Here is a 21,463-nt window from a genome sequence, read left to right as displayed (position 1 = left end):
TCTTTTAATTAGAATTCAGCCTCTTTTCTAAAAACCCAAAATACTAAAAGTCTAAAATACCAAGCTAATATTCCTTTATTAAATACAAATACACCGGATAATGATCGCTGTAACCTCCGGTGAATCCACCATTTCCAAAACTTCTAAACGGATAGCCTTTAAATTTTCCGGTTTGGGTAGTTAAATATTGTGGTTTAAAAATGGCCGCTTTATACATTTTATAAGTTGAATAATCTTTTGAAGTTGTTAACAATGGAGAAGTAAACATAATTTGGTCAAATAAATTAATATTGTCCCGGTAAGCCAAGGTATTTTGTCCTCGCTTGAACATATCTTCCATTGGGTTATAAATATCGCCTTCTTTTACATCCGATTTTTTGGCTTTGGTTTTTAAAATATTTTTTAGGCTGTTGTTAGTGGGGTCATCATTTAAATCGCCCATGATGATGATTTTCGGGTTTGGGTCAGTTTCTTTTATTTTAGCAATAATTTGGGTATTTAAAAAAGCGGCTTTTTCTCTTTTGGATCTGCTTTTTGCTTCACCACCAAGTCTGGAAGGCCAATGATTTACGATAACATGAATGAGTTCGTCTCCTAAATATCCCGATACCAATAACTGGTCTCTGGTGTAAACTCTATACCCATCATTGTCCCATAAACGCAATTCAAACACTTCATGATAAATGGGTTTAAAAAAGTTAGTTTGATACAAAAAGCCAACGTCAATACCCCGTAAATCCGGAGAGTCGTAATGAATAATGCCGTATTGTTTGTCCTTTAAAAAGGAAGTATTTACCAAATCTTCCAAAACACGATAATTTTCAATTTCTGCAACGCCTATAATTACCGGACTGTTTTTTGCTTCTTCCATCCCTATTTCAGAAAGCACTTTTGCCATATTGTTCAATTTAAGCTGATAAACAGCTGCCCTGTTTTCATTCATTTTCATAATAGGGCTTGTTTCATCAAGCTTTGTGGTATCGTCTATAATATCGAAGAAGTTTTCCAAATTATAAAAAGCGATCGTTTTGATGTCATATTTTTTTTGGCTGAAAAGAGGTTGAGCCAGAAGAAAAGCAAATAACACAAGAAGAGAAAGACGTTTCATAGTATTTTTTAAGGCACAAGATAGGTACAAAACACAAGCAAAATATGGAATAGGATGCTATATTTAAGGAAGATAGCAAAATTATTTTTTCTTTTTATCGGGGGCATACTAAAAAAGACTAATTTCATTAAAAAATTGCGAATGAAAATAATAGTTTTTGCCACTATTGTATGTTTTTTGCCTGCCATTAATTCAGGCGCACAAACACTTGCTTCCATAAACGGAAAAGTTATTGAAGCCACTTCAGAAGAGCCTATAAAAGGAGTTTCCTTAAAAATTTCAGCACTTAATTTTTTTGCGGAAACAAATTTAAACGGAGAATTTAATATTGAAAACATTCCAACGGGGCTTCATACGCTACAAATTCAGTATGATGGCTACGTTACGCAAGAATTTCCGGTCAATATTCTTGAACATAAACCCTATAATTTAGGTGATATTTTTTTGCAAAAAACCACTGTTGAAAAGTATGAGACGAGCCTTATTGTTTTGACAGATGAAGATTTATCGGATGAAGAAGGAAAGACCTCCGATTACATTGCGGGATTGTTTCAATCGTCAAAAGATGCCTACTTACAGGCAGCGGCATTCAATTTCAGTCAGGCATGGTTTAAAGTACGTGGTTATGATTCCAGCTACGGTACCATTGCGATTAATGGGATTGAAATGAATAAAATTTATGATGGTCGTCCCCAATGGAGCGATTGGGGTGGATTGAATGATGCATTTAGAAATCAGGAATTTTCCAATGGAATCGCGGCATCTGATTTTACTTTTGGCGGCATATTGGGCGCCACAAATTTTAGCACAAGAGCTTCAGATTATCAGGCGGTGAAAAAAGTTTCCCTTTCTTCCACCAATAAAAGTTATACAGGTCGCGCAATGGCAACTTATGCTTCCGGATGGAACAAAAACAATTGGGCTTTTGTGTTTTCTGGTTCTCGCAGAATGGCACAGGAAGGCTATATTGAGGGAACATCCTACAATGCTTGGTCGGGCATTTTGGCTGTTGAAAAAAAACTTACCAACAATCACAGTATAAATTTTACAGCTTTCGCAACGCCAAATAAACGTGGAAAATCATCGCCTAATACCAAGGAAGTTTACGATTTAAAAGGCTACGAATACAATGCCTATTGGGGAAATCAGGAAGGCGAAAAGCGAAATTCGAGAATAAAGGAAATTTTTGAGCCGGTAATTATGCTAACCCATTTTTATGAACGCGAAAACACCAATATAAAATCATCTTTGGCTTATCAGTTTGGGCATATAGGAAACAGTAGATTGGGTTATTTTAACGCCCCAAATCCGGATCCAACTTATTGGAAATATCTGCCGAGCAATTTTTTGAGGTTTCCAGACAATCCCGATTATGCGAACGCCTATTTAACGGAACAGGAATTTTTGAAAAACGGACAACTAAAATGGAATGAATTATATCAGGCAAACGCAGACAATGGAAATTCCCTGTATTATTTGTATGAAGACCGTGTTGATGACTCACAATTTTCAGTAAATTCAATGATAAACACAAAATTCACAGACAATTTAAACTTCAATGGAGGCTTTTCCATTAAAGATTTAAGCTCTAAAAATTATGCAAATATGCTCGATTTGTTAGGTGGAAATGGTTTTGTGGATTTAGACCAATATGCGCTTGGCGATGCACGGCAAAACGACTTGAACAATCCTGACAGAACGGCTGTTGAAGATGATAAATTTCAATACAACTATACGATTAATGCTCTTGTGGCAAGTGCTTTCGCGCAATTACAGGGAACGCAGAGAAATTTCGATTATTTTGTGGGGTTGAATGTTAAAATCACCAATTATCAAAGGGAAGGCTTGTTTAAAAATGGGACTTATTTTGAAAATTCCTTCGGAAAAGGTGAAAAACAAAATTTTATGGATTTCGGCATAAAGGCCGGCGCGACTTATAAAATTACAGGGCGGCATTTGTTGACTTTTAATGGCGCATACACCACAAATGCACCTACAATTAAAACGGCATTTTCCAATTCGAGAGTCAACAACAGTATCACACCCGATTTAACGAGTGAAAAAATAATTACAGGAGATATAAGTTATGTTTTTAGAGCTCCAAAAATACAATCCCGATTAAGCGCGTATTATACAAAATTTAGTGACGCTATTGAAACTTCCTTCTTTTTTGCGGAAGGGTTGTTGGGTAACCAGGCCGATTTTGTGAATGAAATTATTACAGGTGTCGACAAAAAGAATATGGGAGTGGAATTAAGTTTTGAACATCAGATTTTGCCCACTGTAAAATTGGTGGCTGCAGGTTCAGTTGGGCAATTTACTTACAGCAACAATCCGAAATTGTACCTGATTTCTGAAAGTTTTTCCAATTCAAACAGCAATTTTGGAACGGCTTATTTAAAAAATTATCACCTTTCCGGAACTCCGCAACGGGCTTATAATGTAGGCTTTGAATACCGAGATCCTGCGTATTGGTTTTTCCAAATAAATGCCAATTATTTATCCAATAATTACTTGGATATTTCCCCTTTGCTAAGAACCAATAATTTTTATCTGGACTCAGACGGCGTTCCTTTTTTAGATGATGAAACCTGGGTGGAAGTTACCCAGGAACAAGTTAATAATTTATTGAAACAAGAGAAATTTGATGCTGCTTTTTTGGTGAATGCTGTTGGCGGGAAATCGTGGAAAATCAACGAGTATTACCTCGGATTTTTTATGGGCATAAACAATATTTTGGGAGAACTGTTTAAAACAGGTGGTTTTGAGCAATCCCGAAAATCCAATTATCCAGAATTAAAAGAGGACAAACAATTGGAAAAACCCATTTTCGGTCCAAAATATTGGTATGGAGGCAAAACCTCCTATTACTTAAATTTATATGTTAGATTTTAAAAATAGCGCTATGAACTTTTATAAAAACTCAAGAATTTTACTTATTTCAATCATTGTGATAAGCACTTTTTCAACCTGTGTAAAAGACGGGGACTTTGAAACGCCGAAGGTCGATTGTACCGAACCTCAAATTGCGGCAACAACCACCATTCAGCAGGTAAAAGAAATGTACACTTTTGGCGGCGCAAAAATCATTGAAACCGACTTAATTATTGAAGGCTATGTGGTTTCCAGTGACAAATCGGGGAATATTTATAAGTCAATTTCCATTCAGGACAAACCCGAGAATCCGACTACAGCCATTAAAATTTCTATCAACCAAACAAATATTTACACCAGATACAATGTGGGGCGAAAAATTTATGTGAAATTAAAAGGTTTGGCGGTTGGTTACAGTTTCGGAAGTGTGCAAATTGGCGTAGCAACCGGAGATGGTTTGGAAGGTATTTTGTCTTCAGAACTCGACAAATATATTTTGCGTTCCTGCGAAGTTGAAGAAATAATCCCCAAAAAAGTGGCCATTTCAGCACTCAATAAAGCGATGCTGGAAATGCTTATAGAAATTGAAAATGTTCAGTTTAAATCTGGAGATTTGGGAAAATCTTATGGAAATGCCAACAATACCGCCACAGTAAATCGTGTGTTGGAAAGTGTTGACAATTCGTGTAATTTTTTGGATGAGGTAATATTAAGAAATAGCGGTTTTGCTAAATTTAAAAACAACATGCTTCCAGAAGGAAAAGGAAGCGTAGTTGCTGTTTTTAGTAATTATTACGATGATTTTCAACTGTATTTGCGTGATACGGATGATGTGAAATTAACGGAACCACGTTGCGATTATTCCGATACTTTTCAGCCAAATATTTCTTTGGCGGCAATTAGGGAAATGTACAAAGGAACCATGGTTGAATTTGGTATAAACAACAATTATGTAGTAGAAGGTTATGTGGTTTCAAGTGACGAACAAGGAAGTTTTGAGAAAAAATTGGTGATTCAGGATGCTGTTGAAAATGCAACAGGCGGCATTCAGATTTTGATGAAGTCGACTTTAATTTTTGAACAATACAAACCCGGTGATAAGGTTTTTGTAAAGTTGAACAAACTGTATATGGCTAAAAAGGACGGCGTTTTAACCGTTGGTTTTCCAAAAGGAACCGCCATTACCGAAATTGAAGAAACTCAAATTGTTGATTTCATTTACAACAGCGGCGTAAATTTTACCATAATTCCCAAAGAAATTCTAATTTCCGAGGTGGTAAACCCCGCATTTGAAAATACTTTGGTAAAAGTTAAAAACGTGCAACTGACCCAAAACGAGCTGGGTTCGGCGTTTACCTATTTTAGCGGTACCAATAACGGATTTCGAACTTTGGAAACCTGCAATATGTCTACAAAGCTATCTGTTTTCACCAACGGAAAAGCCACTTTTTCCAACGAATTGTTTCCGCAGGGAAAAGGAAATATCACTGGAGTTTTAAGCAATTTTCTTGAACTGAGAACTGTTTCCGACATACAATTTTCAGAAGCTTATGAAGCCTGTCAGGTTTTTATTCCAAAAATTATGATTACCGAAGTTGCCGATCCTAAAAATAATGTTTCCGCGCGATTTGTAGAACTTTACAATGCCGGAAATGGAGAAGTAAATTTAACAGGATGGAAACTGAATAAATATTTAAACGGGGCAACAACGGTCTCTGGTTCGCCATTGGTATTGACGGGAATTTTAATTCCCCCTGGCGGATTCGTAATTATTGCCGGCAGCGATTACAAATTACTGTTTGATGACATTCCGGATATTGAAACAACCTATATTAGCGGAAATGGCGATGACGTGTATGAATTGGTAAACAATACCGGCACACGCACTGATATTTTTGGCGTTATAGGTCAGGATGGAAACGGCACAAATTGGGAATATTTAGACGGAAGGGCAGTTCGAAATTTAGCGGTATCAGCACCAAATCCAATATTTACAATTAGCGAATGGACCATTTACTCTGCGGCTTCAAATGCAAATATTACGCATCCAAATTCCCCGCAAAATGCACCGGATGGTTTTAATCCAAGAGTCAGGTAATGCTTTAATTTTTGACGGTGGAAAAAAATTAACGAGTAGCAACAGCTTAATTTTTCCGGTTTGGATTGTTAAATGTTGAAGTTTAAAAATTGCCGCTTTTTAGATTTTATAAGATGAATAAACTTTTGAAGTTAATAACAAGGGAGAAGTAAACATAATTTGATCGAATACGTTGATATTGTCCCGGTAAACCAAGGTGTTTTTAACAAATAACAATATAGACTATTTATAACAAATAACTTTCATATATTTAACTTCCAATCATCTCAACAATAATACAGTATGTTTTGAACTAAGTATAACAAGTTTTGTGGCATATTGGAGAAAGATGAGATTATAAGTTATAGATTGATAAATAATAAAATAAATTATGGGACAGTTAGAATTTAGAGCATTTGTAGTTGAAGAAAAAGACGGGACTTTTATTAGAGAGGTAAAATCAAAATTAGTAAGTGATTTACCAGAAGGTGATTTATTGATTAAAGTTCATTACTCCTCTCTAAATTATAAGGATGCACTTTCTGCAAGTGGAAATAAAGGTGTTACCCGAAAATATCCACATACGCCAGGAATTGATGCCGTTGGTACAGTTGTATCTTCGAAAACAAATAAATTCAAAGTTCAGGATAAAGTGATTGTTACCAGTTATGATTTGGGAATGAATACAGACGGAGGGTTTGGCCATTTTATTAGCATACCTGAAAACTGGGCTGTGAAGTTACCCGAAAATCTCACCATGAAGGAGGCTATGATATTAGGAACAGCTGGATTAACAGCAGGGATGTCTGTACTAAGACTCACTGAAACAATAAAACCAGAGGACGGAGAGATAGTGGTTTCAGGAGCCACTGGAGGTGTGGGTGCTTTAAGTATTTCCATTTTAAAAAAGTTAGAATATAGAATTTCTGCAATTACTGGAAAAGAAACAGCGCGTGATTATTTAATGAATCTTGGAGCAGATCATATTATCTTGCGAAAAGATTTTGAATCCATGGATAATAAACCACTTTTAAAACCCGCTTTTGCTGGTGGCATAGACACTGTAGGCGGTGTTATTCTTGAGAATATAATAAAATCAACGAATCCAATGGGAGTGGTAACTTGCTGTGGTAATGTTGCCTCACCAAAACTTGATTTAACCGTATTTCCTTTCATTTTGAGAGGTGTAAGTTTAATCGGTATTGACTCTCAGAATTACCCTATGTCTTATAGAGAGCGTGTGTGGGATAAATTATCTAGAGATTGGAAGCCAGACAATTTAGCCGACATAGGTACTGAAATAACTTTAAATGAATTAACTGAAAAAATTGATTTAATGCTCAATGGAAAGTTAAAAGGAAGAACTGTTTTAAATATGGAAAAATAAAATACGCCACACAACAGATGGTATAGTGTATGCAGGTTTCCCTATTTTCGAATGTTTGTGGCTCGTAAAAAAAGTTATTGTAAACTGACAGGAAATAAGCTTCGAAATCCCGCAGGACACCATACCATAAAACGTTGGCTTCAATACCAAAAAACAATAGAATATGAAACGTCTCATTACAGCATTTGTTTTTACAGGAATTTTAGTTTCCTGTAATTCAACAGACAAAAGTAAAAACACAACTCAGGAGTCCTCTGAAATTGAAACTTCAATGGACAGTATATCGAATGAAGTCTCTATACAATTAACGGAAATTGATACTGATGATGCTTTAATTGCTACCGCATTAATTGCAGCTCCTAAAGAAAGTCGATCGGGATGTAAAGTCATTGGATATAATATGGCCGGTGAATTTGTTACGTTGAAAGAAGGAGATAATGAATTTATTTGTCTGGCGGATAACCCTAATCAGGATGGATTTAGTGCAGCTTGTTACCACAAAGACCTTGAACCCTTTATGGCAAGAGGAAGAGAACTGAAAGCAGAAGGAAAGACAGGACAAGAAATATTTAATATCCGTGAGGAAGAAGTAAAATCAGGTAAACTAGCCATAAAGACTGGACTGACTTTACACATCTACTATGGGGCAAAAACATTGTATGACCCTGAAACCTCCAAAGTTGCAGGAGCTCAATACCGATATGTCGTTTACATGCCATGGGCTACTTCAGAATCTACCGGCTTGCCTGAAGCCCCAATGGCTTCAAACCATCCCTGGATCATGGACCCAGGTACACATAAAGCGCACATTATGATTTCACCATTAAAAGTGGACGGAGAGTAGTTATTTTTCTTATTGATAAGGAATTGGTAGAGGAGGAAATTTAGCGGTTTCAGTGCCGAATCCTATTTTTGCAGTAAGCGAATACCGTTAAGCCAAGGTGTTTTTAACAAATAGTAATTAAGACTATTTATAACAAATAACTTTCATACATTTAACTTCAATTAACCACAACGATAAAAATTGCAAAATATCAAGTCGTTTACTTCTTTTTTAAGGCATTCTAATTTATTAGTCAGCTTTTACTTGTGTATTGAAATTTGGTGCTTTAAAGTTGAAGTTGTTAATTGATAAAATAACAAAAACATACAGATAACCGAAAACCATTAAAGATACGTAGGATGTTTTTTAATGAAATAACTCATTAACTACAAGCAGAAAAAAGAAATGAAATTTAAACCTTTTCCAGAAATAAAAACAAAAAGACTTTTTTTAAGAAAAATTGAGGAGTTAGACTGTGAAGTTATCTTATTCTTACGCTCTGATGAAACTGTCACTAAATTCATAGAAAGACCTGAAAATAGAAAAACTAAAAATAAAACTGATGCAATTAAATTTATTAAAGAAATAAATGAAGCATTCGAAAAAAATAAATCTATTACTTGGGGCATAACTTTAAAAAATAATCCTAAAATTATTGGAACAATTTGTTTGTGGAACTTTTCCGAAAATAATAAAATAGCTGAAGTTGGTTATGACTTAAACCCTGATTTTCAAAGAAGAGAAATTATGAGTGAAGCGCTAAATAGTATCATTGTTTTTGGTTTTAATGAATTAAAACTCGATAAAATTGAAGCATTTACACATTATAAAAATGAGAATTCCAAAAAACTATTAGAGAAATATGGATTTAAGTATATTGACTATAGAAAAGATAAAGATAATACTTCTAATATAATATTTGAAATCGAAAAGCCTACAGCTAACAATGGCTAAAAAAACTGCTTAATTCAATAGTATAGAATGTTTCTAAAACAAGTTAATACTAAATTTAAACATCGGAAAATTGCGCTTTTAAATCCGTAACTCTTCAAGTTCTAAACCGTTCGCAACAAGTCCAGTAAAAAAGCCTCAGGTTACCAAAATTTTAGTGATTACATAATTCAGAAAGACTGCCCAATTTACTGTTTCCTTACTGTTTTTTCATGATTAAGGGAAGCTGGAATTTTTAAAAATATTTCCTTACATCATAAAATTCATAGGACACGTATGGCTTTTACAAACCTACGGGTATATCCCTCCTTTTTTAAAGAGGTAACAATCACCTTCATTTCACGACCTGAAGATGCGTGAATAAAATCACTTTCTTTTCCTTTTGGATTTGTAACGATACCTACATGGCCAATAACATTTCTGCTGGGACTTAAAAACACCAGAATATCTCCTTTTCTTACGTTGTCAATCGGGATTTCTTCTCTGAAATTTTTATATTGTGAAGAACTTCGCGGAATCTGAATTTTAAAATGCTGAAAAACAAAGTAAACAAATCCTGAACAGTCAAATCCATCCTTGCTGCATCCGGCTTCAACATAGGGTGTTCCTAATAATTCCATTCCATAGCTCACAATGCTGTCCCTCAAGGAAACATTAATTTTAATTGGATTTATCAGTGCGTCTATGACAATGGTTTCATCGCTATGATGCAGCCCCTTAACCTCTCTCAATGAAACATACGCGATGAACAAAACAATTAGTGGAAAACCAATGAGTTTTGCAAATTTTAAGAGATTTATCTTTTTAGAGGTCATATTAAAAAAACTAAATTGGCTATTTAACCAACTTTCTTAGAGCGATCCATTGTTTAAGCATTTCTCTTGAATCTTGTGCCGGATAACCCAATACTGATTTACCTGCGGCAACATCATTTATTACGCCCGAACCTCCTCCTACAACTGCCCCTGAATGTACGGTAACATGATCTGAAATAGAAGCGCTTCCGCCAACAACAACGCCGTCGCCAAGTGTAACGGAACCCGCTAAACCGCTATGACCGGCCATAATGCAAAATCGTCCCATCACACTATTGTGTCCAATTTGAACGAGATTGTCAATTTTACAACCATCACCAATTTGGGTTGAGCTAAACTTGCCGCGATCCACACAAGAATTGGCGCCAATTTCTACGTAATTTCCAATAACAACATTGCCAATATGCGGAATTTTCACCAAACCTCTGCCATCCTCACTGGCACAATAGCCAAATCCGTCGGCACCAATACTCACGTTGATATGTAAAATACAAAAGTTTCCAATTTCACTTCGTTCACGTATTACAGTGCCTGACCAAATAACGGTTCCGTTCCCTATTTTGGTGTCATCAAGAATAGTCACATTTGGATACAAAACAACGCCATCGCCCAAAACAACATTTTTACCGATATAACAGTTTGCGCCAATTTTACAATTTTTTCCAATAGTTGAAGAAGAATGAACAACAGCCGATGCGTGAATTTCTTCCTCAAATAACGGAGAATTGGGACTGAACAGTTCCAGCAATTTGGCCATTGCCAAATCGGCATTTTTCACCTTAATCAAGGCGCGATTTTCTCCAGGCTCAAAGTCCAAATCTTCATTTACTATAGCCGCACAAGCTTTTGAGGTTTCCCACAACCGCACATATTTTTTGCTTCCAATAAAAGAAATATGGTTTGTTTCGGCCTTTTCCAATTGCTCAGGTCCGCTTATTTTTTGGTCGGTATTCCCAACCAATGTGCCTTTTAATAGCTGGCTGATTTTCTTTACTGAATATGTTTTCATAAGTCTCTTCTGTATAAAAGTTACGCTTTTGTTTTTACGGACAAACCTGATAAAAACCGGCGGCAAAATACAACAAACTTTTGATTGGACGAGAATTCGGATTAAACTATAGCTTTTGGTGGTATTTATTCGCACCAATTTTATCAATCAATTTAAATAAATGCCGGCAACACAAAATCAAAAATGAACTTGGTAATTTGTATCTTTGCTTCAATAAATGAAAAGAGATAAAATTGGCAGCAACTTTAAGTTGCTTCGGTTTTTAAAAAACAGATATAGCTGCAGGCTATTTTGATTATGATTGAAAATATAGAGGATACCACTGAAAAAGTTGTTTTGATAGGGCTGATTACGCAACATCAAAATGAAGAAAAATCCAATGAATATTTGGATGAACTTGAATTTTTAACGCTCACCGCAGGGGGAAAAGCGGTGAAAAGATTTGTTCAGAAGTTAGAAACGCCCAATCCCAAAACATTTATAGGAACCGGTAAATTGGAGGAAGTGCGTCAGTATATTGAAGCAAACAATGTTAAAACGGTTATTTTTGACGATGAATTAGCATCTTCCCAATTGCGAAATATTGAAAAAGTGCTGAATTGCAAAGTACTTGACAGAACCAATTTAATTCTCGATATTTTTGCCGCAAGGGCACAAACCAGTTACGCGAGAACACAGGTTGAATTGGCACAATGCCAATATTTATTACCCCGCTTAACCCGACTATGGACACACTTGGAACGTCAAAAAGGGGGAATTGGAATGCGTGGACCAGGTGAAACAGAGATTGAAACTGACCGTCGAATTATTAGGGACAAAATTTCATTGCTGAAAAAAAAGCTGTTAATTGTTGACAAACAAATGGCGGTTCAGCGCAAAAATCGCGGAAAAATGGTACGTGTTGCCTTGGTGGGTTACACCAATGTTGGTAAATCCACTTTGATGAATGTAGTAAGCAAAAGCGATGTTTTTGCAGAAAATAAATTGTTTGCAACCTTAGATACTACCGTGAGAAAAGTGGTGATTAGAAACCTTCCGTTTTTATTGACAGACACCGTTGGGTTTATCAGAAAATTACCGACACAATTAGTTGAATCTTTTAAATCTACCTTAGATGAGGTTCGCGAAGCCGATTTGTTGCTTCATGTGGTTGATATTTCGCATCCAAATTTTGAAGATCATATGGCTTCCGTAAATAAAATCCTGGCTGAAATTGGAAGTGCCGATAAGCCAACCATTATTGTTTTTAATAAAATCGATGCGTTTGAACATCAAACTATTGAGAAGGACGATTTGGTGACTGAAAAAAAAGAAATTCACTATACTTTGGAAGAATGGAAGAAAACATGGATGAACAGACTCGAAAATAATTGCGTGTTTATTTCTGCATTGAACAAAGAAAATATGGAAGCGTTTAAAGAAAAAGTTTTTGAAGAAGTGAAAAAAATTCACATTACCCGTTTTCCTTATAACGATTTGCTTTACGAAGAATTTAAGGAAGAGAATTAACAAGAAAATTAAATAGCGTCATCTTCAAACCCATTTTCATCAATTAATCCGAATTTTTTAGCTCTTGCTTCCCAACTTTTTCGGGCAAGTAATTGCAGGTCTTCAACGTTATCACTTTCATCCATGATTTCTAAACCTAACAATGTTTCAATTACATCTTCCATAGTTACAATTCCGCTTGTGGTACCATATTCATCAACAACTAAAGCTATATGTTCTTTTTTAGAGATAAATTTTTCAAAAAGACCTGGAATTGGAATTAACCTGTTGGTTATTAATAATTCTCGTTTAATTTCAGCAAGTTTTTTATTACCATTTCCATTAATAATTTCTTCCATTACTTCATCTTTTAAAATGAAGCCAGTAATATTATCTGAATTTTTTTTGTAAATAGGAATTCTTGAAAATCGTAATTTAGGATGTTCATCAAAAAAAGATTGAATTGTAATGTCTTCTGAAGCTCTTATCATTACTGTTCTAGGCGTCATTATATCTTTTACTTGAACTTGTTTAAATGTCAACAAATTTTTAATAATTGCGCTTTCATTTTTTTCAAAAACACCTTCTTCGTGCGCAATATCTGTCATGGCGTGAAAATCTTCTCGACTTAAAATTGAACCGTGTTTACTTTTGCCCCCAACTAATTTTGTGGTGAGTTGTAAAAACCATAAAATACCGGTAACCTTTAAAGGAAATATAAGTAAAACCAAAGCGACAGATGAAACACTTGCAAGTTGTTTCCAATAGGTGGCACCAATAGTTTTAGGGACTATTTCTGAAGCAACCAATATTAATAATGTCATTAATGCAGAAACGACACCTACAATATTTAAACCCAAAAAATTAATTTCATAGTCAAGTGTTTCGGCTTGTACGCCTACTAAAATGGCGCCAACTGTATGTGCAATTGTATTAACCGTTAATATCGCAATTAAAGGTTTGTCAATATCTTTTTTTAATCGTTCAAATACAATCGCATATTTTTTACCTTCTCTTTTTTTTATATTAATAAAAGTGGAGGTTATACTAAGTAAAACCGCCTCAAGTATTGAACAGATGAAAGAAAAAACAATTGCTAAGAATGCATATAATAATAGTAAAGACATTTTTTTGAGTTATTTTGCAGCTAATTTAAGTAATAAAAATTCAATTTTGAAATAAAAAGGACGCTCTAAAAAAAGCGTCCTTTTTATAAGTGGTTTAAACAATTTTAAAAACCATAATTGATTCCAACACCAAAAACTTCCCTTACCTGAAATCCTTCAAAAGCATTGTCATCATAAATAGTTTGGAAGGTGAAATTTGCCGATAAATAACTGTTGATTTTCATGATCAGATTCATCGTATAATCTACATCCACATTTTGAGGATCTTCCAAATAATTGGAATATAAACTCAAGATATTTTCCATGGTAACATTTTCCATTACAGTTAATTTAGCGTAGCCTGAAGCATAAAAACCCAATTCATATTTGGTGCTTTTTCCTTCTTCAACCCCAAAATAAGCATCATTCGGTAACGTAAAACTTTTATCCACAAAAATTATTTTAGAGGTTAACGGCGCTAAATTGAATTTTAAATCATCCGATTTTTTCCAAAGCATTCCAGGTCCGAAAGCCAATTCTGCCGGCGATATAAAGTTGGTGTATTCTGTTCTAATTTCTTTTCCGTTCGGGTCTTTTCCGTAGATATAGCCTTTGGTAAATTGGGTTTTAAAGTTTAAGAAAGCAGAATAATACCAATAACCTTTTGCTTTTTTTCCTATTACGGAATTAAACTCAAAACGGTCGTCGGTTTTCTTTTTAAATTCACTGTTTTTGCTTTTTGTCAGCCCGTAAGAAGCCAATATTTTGTTGTCCCAGGTGATATCGCCTTTTAAATAATTAAAATCGTAATTAACCACTAAATTTCCCGCAATGGTGTTTTCGCCACCGGTAACCCAATTGGAAAAAGCAGATTGGTTGAATAAAAACGAAATGTTTCCTGATTTGTGCCAGCCTTCTTTTGGACCGTCTTCTTTTTCTTGGGCAAAAGTGAAGAAACAACTTAAAACGATTGCTATTGATGTGATAATTTTTTTCATAAAAGTTGATTTTTATGCTACAAAAATAGCACGTTTAGTGTTTGGTTAAAAAAGAAATCAGAAAATAATTTTGTTATTTTTTAAAAAGAGGAACAGTGGAACAAGCTTCACCAAACATAATGGATTTAACAACCGGCTGTAATTTTTCAATCAACTGAATGTAAGCCGTCTCAGGAATTGGTTTGTTGGAGCAGCCTTTGATAATTACCCGTTTTCCATCAAAATCTTCGACATTAAAATGCGTGATAATGTCCTGAAAAATCGAAGTTTCCAACGCTGTCAGATTTCCGACAACAATTGTTTTTGCAAAAGGAGAAACGTGTGTGGTAATCAACATAAATGCCCAGGAAGGAATAATGGCGTCTGAAGTACATGTAAGCGCCACATATTGATCTTTATATTGGCTCCAATCGTGGTTTTTTAGGTGTTCACGAAAATCAGTTTCTTTCAAAATTTGTTCGTGAAACAACCAGTTTTTGATGTCAATGACAGTTCTTATGCCTTTCGGATAAAAATCTTCAAGGTCAATTGTTTTCAACTTGCTGTTTGCAATCCTATTTACAATTTCATCAGACATTATAAAAATCCTAATTCTAATTTTGCTTCTTCGCTCATCATATCCTGCGTCCACATCGGGTCAAATGTAATTTCAACTTCGGCATTTTTAACTTCCTCAATTGTTCTTACTTTTTCTTCAACTTCCACAGGCAAGGTTTCTGCAACCGGACAGTTGGGAGAGGTTAAGGTCATCAATATTTTAACGTCGTTGTTTTCACTAACAAATACGTCGTAAATTAAACCCAATTCAAATATATCTACAGGAATTTCAGGATCGTAAATAGTTTTTAGTTTTGCAACTATTTTATCCCCAAGTTCTTGCGCGCGCGTGCTGTTCATTTTTATAAATCTTTCTTTATATTCATTCTAAATAAGGGCAAATATACAATTATTTACCTATTTGCTAACGAAGTATTAACTTAATTTTGACTGAAAAGCCAAGGCGTATAATTTTATTTGTTTAATCATTGACACCAGTCCGTTGGCTCGTGTTGGCGATAAATGTTCTTTCAGTCCAATTTCATCCACAAAATACAAATCGGCATCTAAAATGTCTTTAGGTTTCTGGTTGTTGAAAACACGCAATAATAGCGCTACAATTCCTTTGGTTAAAATCGCATCGCTGTCGGCAGTGAATTTAATTTTGTCTCCTTCAATTTCAGAATGAAGCCATACTTTTGACTGGCAGCCCGAAATTAAATTTGAATCGGTTTTAAATTCATCTTTAATAAGAGGCAGCGATTTTCCCAGATCAATAATATATTCATAACGTTCCATCCAATCTTCAAACATGGAGAACTCGTCTATAATTTCTTCTTGTATTTCTTTGATAGTCATTTTTTAAACTTATTTTTGCAAAAGTAAACACATGTGTTCTCTAAAAAAAATATTACAGAAATTAATCCAATTAAACAGTGTGTTAACTACCGTAAAATATGAGTAAATTATTAATTATAGGAACCGTTGCTTTTGATGCCATTGAAACGCCATTTGGAAAAACGGATAAAATTTTAGGAGGTTCAGCGACATATATTTCCCTTTCTGCAGCACAATTTGGTATATATTCAGGAATTGTTTCCGTTGTTGGAGGCGATTTTCCGAAGAAATATTTAGAAAAACTAAATAAAAAGAATATAAATACTGATGGCATTGAAATTATTGAGGATGAAAAAACTTTTTTTTGGAGTGGTAAATACCACAACGATTTAAACTCGCGAGATACCTTAATTACCGATTTAAATGTATTGGCAAATTTTAAGCCTATTGTTCAAGAAAACTTTATAGATACCGATTATTTAATTTTAGGGAATTTACACCCGGCTGTGCAGATGGCAGTGATCAAACAAATTCCTGTTCGACCAAAATTGGTGGTGTTGGACACGATGAATTTTTGGATGGACAATACCTGGAGTGAATTGATGGAAGTGATTGCAAAAATAGATGTGATTACCATAAATGATGAAGAAGCGCGACAGCTTTCGGGAGAATATTCTTTGGTAAAGGCAGCCCAGAAAATCCAGGAAATGGGACCAAAATACGTGGTTATCAAAAAAGGGGAACATGGCGCTTTATTATTTAATGGCGAGAATGTGTTTTTTGCGCCGGCATTGCCTTTGGAAGAAGTTTTTGACCCAACAGGAGCAGGAGATACTTTTGCGGGCGGATTTATTGGCCATATCACCAAAACAGGCGATATTTCCTTTGAAAACATGAAACGCGCCGTTATTGCAGGTTCAAATTTGGCTTCATTTTGTGTGGAGAAATTTGGTACTGAGCGAATGGAATATTTAACTCATGAAGAAATTCAAAAAAGATTATTACAATTTAAACAACTAACTCAATTTGATATTGAATTAAGTTAATATGAATTCCGCACGTGTGCGGAATTTTTTATTTGAATTACAATTAATACTACAACTATGAGTGACGCTATTAAACACGAATGTGGAATTGCAATGGTAAGGTTATTAAAACCATTACAATATTATAAAGACAAATACGGAACAGCATTTTATGGCTTAAACAAAATGTATTTGTTGATGGAAAAACAGCACAATCGCGGACAAGATGGTGCGGGTTTGGCAAGCATAAAATTTAATGTAGCGCCGGGAACGCGTTATATAAGCCGTATTCGTTCCAATGAAGATCAGCCAATTCAAGATATTTTTGAGCAGATTAACGGCCGATTAAATAGTATAAATCTTGAATTTCCAGATAAAATTGATGACGTTCAGTGGCAATTAAACAATGCCCCTTATATTGGAAATTTGTATTTGGGACACGTTCGTTATGGCACTTTTGGTAAAAACAGCATTGAAAGCGTTCACCCGTTTTTACGCCAAAGCAACTGGATGCACAAATGCTTAATTGTAGCTGGGAACTTTAATATGACCAATTCTAAGCGCTTATTTAACGATTTGGTTGAAATAGGGCAGCATCCGAAAGAAATGACAGATACGGTAACTGTCATGGAAAAAATTGGCCATTTTATTGATGATGAGGTTACAAAACTGTATGAAAAAATAAAAAAAGAATTTAAGGTAAGCAAAAAGGAAGCTTCACCTATGATTGAAGAGCAAATCAATCTTAAAAAGATCTTAAAAAAATCGGCAAAAAATTGGGATGGTGGTTATGCGATGGCTGGTTTATTGGGTCATGGCGATGCGTTTGTGTTGCGCGATCCTTCAGGAATACGGCCTGCATTTTATTATGCTGATGATGAGGTTGTTGTTGTGGCTTCAGAGCGTCCGGCGATTCAGACTGTTTTTAATGTTGCCATCGATGATGTAAAAGAAATAGACAGAGGACATGCTTTAATCATAAAACGAAATGGCAAAATTTCCATGGCTAAAATCAAGGAGCAGTTACCAAATAAAGCTTGTTCTTTTGAGCGCATTTATTTTTCAAGAGGAAGTGATGCCAGTATTTATACTGAGCGTAAAAATTTGGGAAAATTAGTGTTTCCTCAAATTGCGGAGAAAATAAACGGCGATATAAGAAATACAGTTTTCTCGTATATTCCAAATACCGCAGAAACCTCTTTTTACGGTTTGCGTGAAGCTGCCGTAGATTATTTAAATGTGCAAAAAACAGATGCTATTTTAAAAGGACAGCGCAGTTTATCGTCCGAAAAGGTAACAGAAATCTTAGCCGAAATTCCGCGTTTTGAAAAATTGGCTATCAAAGATGCAAAACTAAGAACTTTTATTGCAGATGACACTAGCAGAGACGATTTAGTGGCCCATATTTATGATGTCACTTACGGAATTGTGAAACCAACCGACAATTTGGTGATTATTGATGATAGTATTGTGCGTGGAACAACGCTAAAGAAAAGCATAATACGAATTTTGGACCGACTAAACCCCAAAAAAATTATCGTAGTTTCCTCTGCACCACAAATCCGTTATCCCGATTGTTACGGAATTGATATGGCAAAATTGGGCGATTTTATTGCTTTTAGAGCTGCTTTGGAATTGTTGAAACAAACCAACCAATACCACATTGTTCAGGAAGTTTATAACGATTGCAAAAGCCAACAGCTTTTGGAAGACGCCGAAATTAAAAACGCCGTACTGGAAATTTACAGAAATTTTAGTGATGAACAAATTTCCGATAAAATTGCCGAAATGTTAAAGACACCTGAAATCAATGCAGAAGTTGAAATTATATTTCAATCGGTTGAAAATTTACACATTGCCTGCCCAAATCACTTAGGCGATTGGTATTTTACAGGCGATTATCCAACTCCCGGCGGAAATCGCGTGGTAAATGATGCATTCATTAATTTTTATGAAGGAAGTGATAAAAGGGCTTATTAAAAACAAATTGAAAGTTATCAATGACTTATTTTTGACAGGTTCAATAATTACCATTACATAAAAAATTGCGTTGCTTTCCTAATAAAGAGATGGTAACGCAAAGCAGAAAACTGTTTATACTTCAAGTATTTTCTTATATTTAGCGTTGGTTTAAAAATGTGTTGTCGAATAGGCAATTCAGGCTTCAATGAATTATAAATCTAACAACTTCAATTCGTACATTTTGAAAGATATTTTACTGATTACGCCTCCTTTTACGCAATTAAATACGCCCTATCCCGCTACGGCTTATTTGAAAGGGTTTTTGAACACAAAAAACATCAGTTCTTTTCAAATGGATTTGGGTATTGAGGTTATTTTGGAACTTTTTTCCAAGAAAAATTTGCAAAAACTCTTCGATTATTCGATTGAGAATAACATGATTAAATCTGAAAATGCGCAGCGAATTTATGTTTTAAAAGATGAATACTTAAAAACGATTGAGGATGTCATTGGATTTTTGCAGGGAAAAAATCAAACCATTGCCAGACAAATTTGCACTTTGAATTTTCTTCCTGAAGCATCCAGGTTTTCTGAACTTAATGAGTTGGAATGGGCTTTTGGAACCATGGGAATTCAGGATCAGGCAAAACATTTAGCGACTTTATACCTTGAAGATTTATCCGATTTTATCGTTGAATGCATCGATGAAAATTTCGGTTTTAGCCGTTATGCCGAAAGGTTGGGGCAAAGCGCCAATGATTTTAACGAGCTGTATGCAAATCTGCAAAGGGAAACTACCGTTATTGATGCAATTACGCTGAAAATTTTGGATGAAAAACTAAAATTCATTCAGCCAAAACTGGTTTGTTTTTCCGTACCGTTTCCGGGTAATTTGTATAGTGCTTTCAGGTGTGCGCAATTCATCAAAAAACAACATCCTAAGATTAAAATTGGTATGGGTGGCGGATTTCCAAATACGGAATTGCGAAGCGTTTCTGATATTCGGGTTTTTGACTTTTTCGATTTTATTACTTTGGATGACGGCGAATTACCTGTTGAATTATTGCTGTCGAATGTGTTAAATCCCTCCCCAAGTAACCCCGATTTCAATCAGTTTAAAAGAACTTTTTTGAAGGAAAATGGAAAAGTAGCTTACAATAACCTGTCCATTAAAAACGACTATAAACAAGCGTATGTAGGTACACCTGATTATTCCGATTTATTGCTATATCAATATATTTCCGTCATAGAAATCGCCAATCCGATGCACAGTCTTTGGAGCGACGGCCGTTGGAATAAACTCACGATGGCTCATGGCTGTTACTGGGGAAAATGCACTTTTTGTGATATTTCTCTCGATTACATCAAAATATACGAACCGATAACCGCAAAATTGTTAGTGGATCGTGTTGAAGAAATGATTGCGCAAACCGGTGAAAGTGGATTTCATTTTGTTGATGAAGCAGCGCCGCCAGCTTTAATGAGAGCGCTTGCCATTGAAATAATAAAACGAAAAATTACGGTAACGTGGTGGACAAATATTCGGTTCGAGAAAAGCTTTACCAAAGATCTTTGTGTTTTGTTAAAGGAATCTGGTTGCATTGCGGTTTCCGGCGGACTGGAAGTGGCTTCCGACCGATTGCTGGAACTCATTAAAAAAGGAGTAACGTTAGAACAAGTGGCTCAGGTGACCAACAATTTTACCAATTCCGGGATTATGGTTCACGCCTATTTAATGTATGGTTTTCCGACCCAAACTGTTCAGGAAACCGTGGATAGCCTGGAAATGGTGCGGCAATTGTTTGAATTAGGCACTATAAAATCGGGATTTTGGCATCAGTTTGCGCTTACAACCCACAGTCCTATTGGCTTAAATCCATCGGAATATGCTATTTTTCCCGATTATAAGGAAATCTCTTTTGCCAATAACGACATTCAATTTAAGGACAAAACAGGGATTGATCATGATAAATTCAGCTTCGGCTTAAAAAAATCCATTTTTAATTTTATGCACGGTGTTGGTTTTGAACTCCCATTGCAGGAATGGTTCGATTTTAAAATTCCGAGAACAAATATTAATCAGGATTTTATGGGAGAATGTATAGCGTCAGAACCTTATTTTATAATTAAACCTTCCGCTAAAATAATTTGGCTGGGCAAAACGCCCTTGGTTTCTGAGCATACAAAATCAAAAAAGGGAAAATCAAAACAAATGCTTCAACTCACTTTTCATGATAAGAATGAAAGCATTCAAGTCGTTATGGAAAAAAAAACCGGAGAATGGTTTTTGAATATTTTGGAAAAATTGTCCATTTATCATAACGAATTTTTCACTTTTTCAGCATTAAAAACAGATTATGAAACTCATTTTGGCGATTTCGAATTATTTTGGTATTCCAAACCCATTAACAGTTTAAGATCACATGGATTGTTGGTGTTGTAATAGCCTAAAACAAAATATATTTT

17 protein-coding genes are annotated in these 21,463 nt (G+C 35.1%); 9 read left to right on the top strand and 8 right to left on the bottom strand.

Annotation, left to right across the window (positions count from 1 at the left end; translation table 11 throughout):
- Window positions 1-64 precede the first annotated feature (64 nt).
- Window positions 65-1,108, bottom strand: coding sequence for an endonuclease/exonuclease/phosphatase family protein (locus ABY285_RS02100; RefSeq protein WP_372766528.1), 1,044 nt, complete (start codon window positions 1,106-1,108; stop codon window positions 65-67).
- A 141-nt stretch (window positions 1,109-1,249) separates the two neighbouring features.
- Between ABY285_RS02100 and ABY285_RS02095 the strand changes: the two genes are divergently transcribed.
- From ABY285_RS02095 to ABY285_RS02075, 5 genes are all read left to right on the top strand, one after another.
- Window positions 1,250-4,003 (top strand): carboxypeptidase-like regulatory domain-containing protein, encoded by a 2,754-nt coding sequence (locus ABY285_RS02095; protein WP_372766526.1) that lies wholly within the window; start codon window positions 1,250-1,252, stop codon window positions 4,001-4,003.
- A 10-nt stretch (window positions 4,004-4,013) separates the two neighbouring features.
- The gene (locus tag ABY285_RS02090) at window positions 4,014-6,080 is read left to right on the top strand and encodes a DUF5689 domain-containing protein (RefSeq protein WP_372766524.1); all 2,067 of its coding nucleotides are present in this window, start codon (window positions 4,014-4,016) and stop codon (window positions 6,078-6,080) included.
- Window positions 6,081-6,450: 370 nt separating this feature from the next.
- Window positions 6,451-7,446 (top strand): YhdH/YhfP family quinone oxidoreductase, encoded by a 996-nt coding sequence (locus tag ABY285_RS02085; RefSeq protein WP_372766522.1) that lies wholly within the window; start codon window positions 6,451-6,453, stop codon window positions 7,444-7,446.
- Window positions 7,447-7,609: 163 nt separating this feature from the next.
- Complete coding sequence (locus ABY285_RS02080) at window positions 7,610-8,290, top strand: hypothetical protein (protein ID WP_372766520.1); 681 nt, start codon at window positions 7,610-7,612, stop codon at window positions 8,288-8,290.
- A 384-nt stretch (window positions 8,291-8,674) separates the two neighbouring features.
- Entirely contained in the window at window positions 8,675-9,223 is a 549-nt protein-coding gene (locus ABY285_RS02075) for a GNAT family N-acetyltransferase (RefSeq protein ID WP_372766518.1), read from the top strand.
- A 260-nt stretch (window positions 9,224-9,483) separates the two neighbouring features.
- On the opposite strand, the gene ABY285_RS02070 is transcribed toward ABY285_RS02075, so the two are convergent.
- Window positions 9,484-10,035, bottom strand: a complete 552-nt coding sequence (locus ABY285_RS02070; protein ID WP_372766516.1) for a C40 family peptidase — start codon at window positions 10,033-10,035, stop codon at window positions 9,484-9,486.
- Between the two features lie 19 nt (window positions 10,036-10,054).
- Window positions 10,055-11,044 (bottom strand): UDP-3-O-(3-hydroxymyristoyl)glucosamine N-acyltransferase, encoded by a 990-nt coding sequence (gene lpxD / locus ABY285_RS02065; protein ID WP_372766514.1) that lies wholly within the window; start codon window positions 11,042-11,044, stop codon window positions 10,055-10,057.
- 297 nt (window positions 11,045-11,341) lie between these two features.
- Here lpxD and hflX point away from each other — a divergent pair, with 297 nt between their 5' ends.
- Complete coding sequence (hflX, locus tag ABY285_RS02060) at window positions 11,342-12,553, top strand: GTPase HflX (protein WP_372766512.1); 1,212 nt, start codon at window positions 11,342-11,344, stop codon at window positions 12,551-12,553.
- Between the two features lie 8 nt (window positions 12,554-12,561).
- Here the strand turns inward: hflX and ABY285_RS02055 are convergent, their stop codons facing one another.
- From ABY285_RS02055 to ABY285_RS02035, 5 genes are all read right to left on the bottom strand, one after another.
- Window positions 12,562-13,659: a CNNM domain-containing protein gene (locus ABY285_RS02055; RefSeq protein WP_372766510.1), complete on the bottom strand. Its 1,098-nt coding sequence runs from the start codon at window positions 13,657-13,659 to the stop codon at window positions 12,562-12,564.
- Between the two features lie 104 nt (window positions 13,660-13,763).
- Window positions 13,764-14,636, bottom strand: a complete 873-nt coding sequence (locus tag ABY285_RS02050; RefSeq protein WP_372766508.1) for a DUF3078 domain-containing protein — start codon at window positions 14,634-14,636, stop codon at window positions 13,764-13,766.
- Between the two features lie 73 nt (window positions 14,637-14,709).
- Complete coding sequence (locus ABY285_RS02045; protein WP_372766506.1) at window positions 14,710-15,213, bottom strand: DUF2480 family protein; 504 nt, start codon at window positions 15,211-15,213, stop codon at window positions 14,710-14,712.
- The gene (locus tag ABY285_RS02040; protein ID WP_372766504.1) at window positions 15,213-15,533 is read right to left on the bottom strand and encodes a DUF59 domain-containing protein; all 321 of its coding nucleotides are present in this window, start codon (window positions 15,531-15,533) and stop codon (window positions 15,213-15,215) included. The genes ABY285_RS02045 and ABY285_RS02040 overlap by 1 nt, the downstream gene beginning before the upstream one ends.
- A 75-nt stretch (window positions 15,534-15,608) precedes the next feature.
- A complete protein-coding gene (locus tag ABY285_RS02035; protein WP_372766502.1) occupies window positions 15,609-16,031 on the bottom strand; it encodes a SufE family protein in 423 nt (140 codons plus the stop codon).
- 98 nt (window positions 16,032-16,129) lie between these two features.
- Here ABY285_RS02035 and ABY285_RS02030 point away from each other — a divergent pair, with 98 nt between their 5' ends.
- The 3 genes from ABY285_RS02030 (at window position 16,130) to ABY285_RS02020 (ending at window position 21,440) form a co-directional block, all read left to right on the top strand.
- Window positions 16,130-17,056: a PfkB family carbohydrate kinase gene (locus ABY285_RS02030; RefSeq protein ID WP_372766500.1), complete on the top strand. Its 927-nt coding sequence runs from the start codon at window positions 16,130-16,132 to the stop codon at window positions 17,054-17,056.
- 57 nt (window positions 17,057-17,113) lie between these two features.
- Window positions 17,114-19,015: an amidophosphoribosyltransferase gene (locus ABY285_RS02025; protein WP_372766497.1), complete on the top strand. Its 1,902-nt coding sequence runs from the start codon at window positions 17,114-17,116 to the stop codon at window positions 19,013-19,015.
- A 223-nt stretch (window positions 19,016-19,238) separates the two neighbouring features.
- Window positions 19,239-21,440 (top strand): radical SAM protein, encoded by a 2,202-nt coding sequence (locus ABY285_RS02020; RefSeq protein WP_372766495.1) that lies wholly within the window; start codon window positions 19,239-19,241, stop codon window positions 21,438-21,440.
- The last annotated feature ends 23 nt before the right edge of the window (window positions 21,441-21,463 follow it).

Source organism: Lutibacter sp. (assembly GCF_041555395.1).
Lineage (GTDB): Bacteria > Bacteroidota > Bacteroidia > Flavobacteriales > Flavobacteriaceae > Lutibacter.
Note: the sequence above shows the minus strand (reverse complement) of the source record. Positions and strands in the feature narration are given on the sequence as shown.

What these genes read in the sequence shown, in the direction of transcription:
- ABY285_RS02045 (WP_372766506.1), bottom strand. Translation starts at nt 15,213, where the DNA reads ATGTCTGATGAAATTGTAAATAGGATTGCAAACAGCAAGTTGAAAACA.
- hflX (WP_372766512.1), top strand. Translation starts at nt 11,342, where the DNA reads ATGATTGAAAATATAGAGGATACCACTGAAAAAGTTGTTTTGATAGGG.
- ABY285_RS02100 (WP_372766528.1), bottom strand. Translation starts at nt 1,108, where the DNA reads ATGAAACGTCTTTCTCTTCTTGTGTTATTTGCTTTTCTTCTGGCTCAA.
- ABY285_RS02035 (WP_372766502.1), bottom strand. Translation starts at nt 16,031, where the DNA reads ATGACTATCAAAGAAATACAAGAAGAAATTATAGACGAGTTCTCCATG.
- lpxD (WP_372766514.1), bottom strand. Translation starts at nt 11,044, where the DNA reads ATGAAAACATATTCAGTAAAGAAAATCAGCCAGCTATTAAAAGGCACA.
- ABY285_RS02080 (WP_372766520.1), top strand. Translation starts at nt 7,610, where the DNA reads ATGAAACGTCTCATTACAGCATTTGTTTTTACAGGAATTTTAGTTTCC.
- ABY285_RS02050 (WP_372766508.1), bottom strand. Translation starts at nt 14,636, where the DNA reads ATGAAAAAAATTATCACATCAATAGCAATCGTTTTAAGTTGTTTCTTC.
- ABY285_RS02040 (WP_372766504.1), bottom strand. Translation starts at nt 15,533, where the DNA reads ATGAACAGCACGCGCGCGCAAGAACTTGGGGATAAAATAGTTGCAAAA.
- ABY285_RS02070 (WP_372766516.1), bottom strand. Translation starts at nt 10,035, where the DNA reads ATGACCTCTAAAAAGATAAATCTCTTAAAATTTGCAAAACTCATTGGT.
- ABY285_RS02090 (WP_372766524.1), top strand. Translation starts at nt 4,014, where the DNA reads ATGAACTTTTATAAAAACTCAAGAATTTTACTTATTTCAATCATTGTG.
- ABY285_RS02030 (WP_372766500.1), top strand. Translation starts at nt 16,130, where the DNA reads ATGAGTAAATTATTAATTATAGGAACCGTTGCTTTTGATGCCATTGAA.
- ABY285_RS02095 (WP_372766526.1), top strand. Translation starts at nt 1,250, where the DNA reads ATGAAAATAATAGTTTTTGCCACTATTGTATGTTTTTTGCCTGCCATT.
- ABY285_RS02055 (WP_372766510.1), bottom strand. Translation starts at nt 13,659, where the DNA reads ATGTCTTTACTATTATTATATGCATTCTTAGCAATTGTTTTTTCTTTC.
- ABY285_RS02085 (WP_372766522.1), top strand. Translation starts at nt 6,451, where the DNA reads ATGGGACAGTTAGAATTTAGAGCATTTGTAGTTGAAGAAAAAGACGGG.
- ABY285_RS02075 (WP_372766518.1), top strand. Translation starts at nt 8,675, where the DNA reads ATGAAATTTAAACCTTTTCCAGAAATAAAAACAAAAAGACTTTTTTTA.
- ABY285_RS02025 (WP_372766497.1), top strand. Translation starts at nt 17,114, where the DNA reads ATGAGTGACGCTATTAAACACGAATGTGGAATTGCAATGGTAAGGTTA.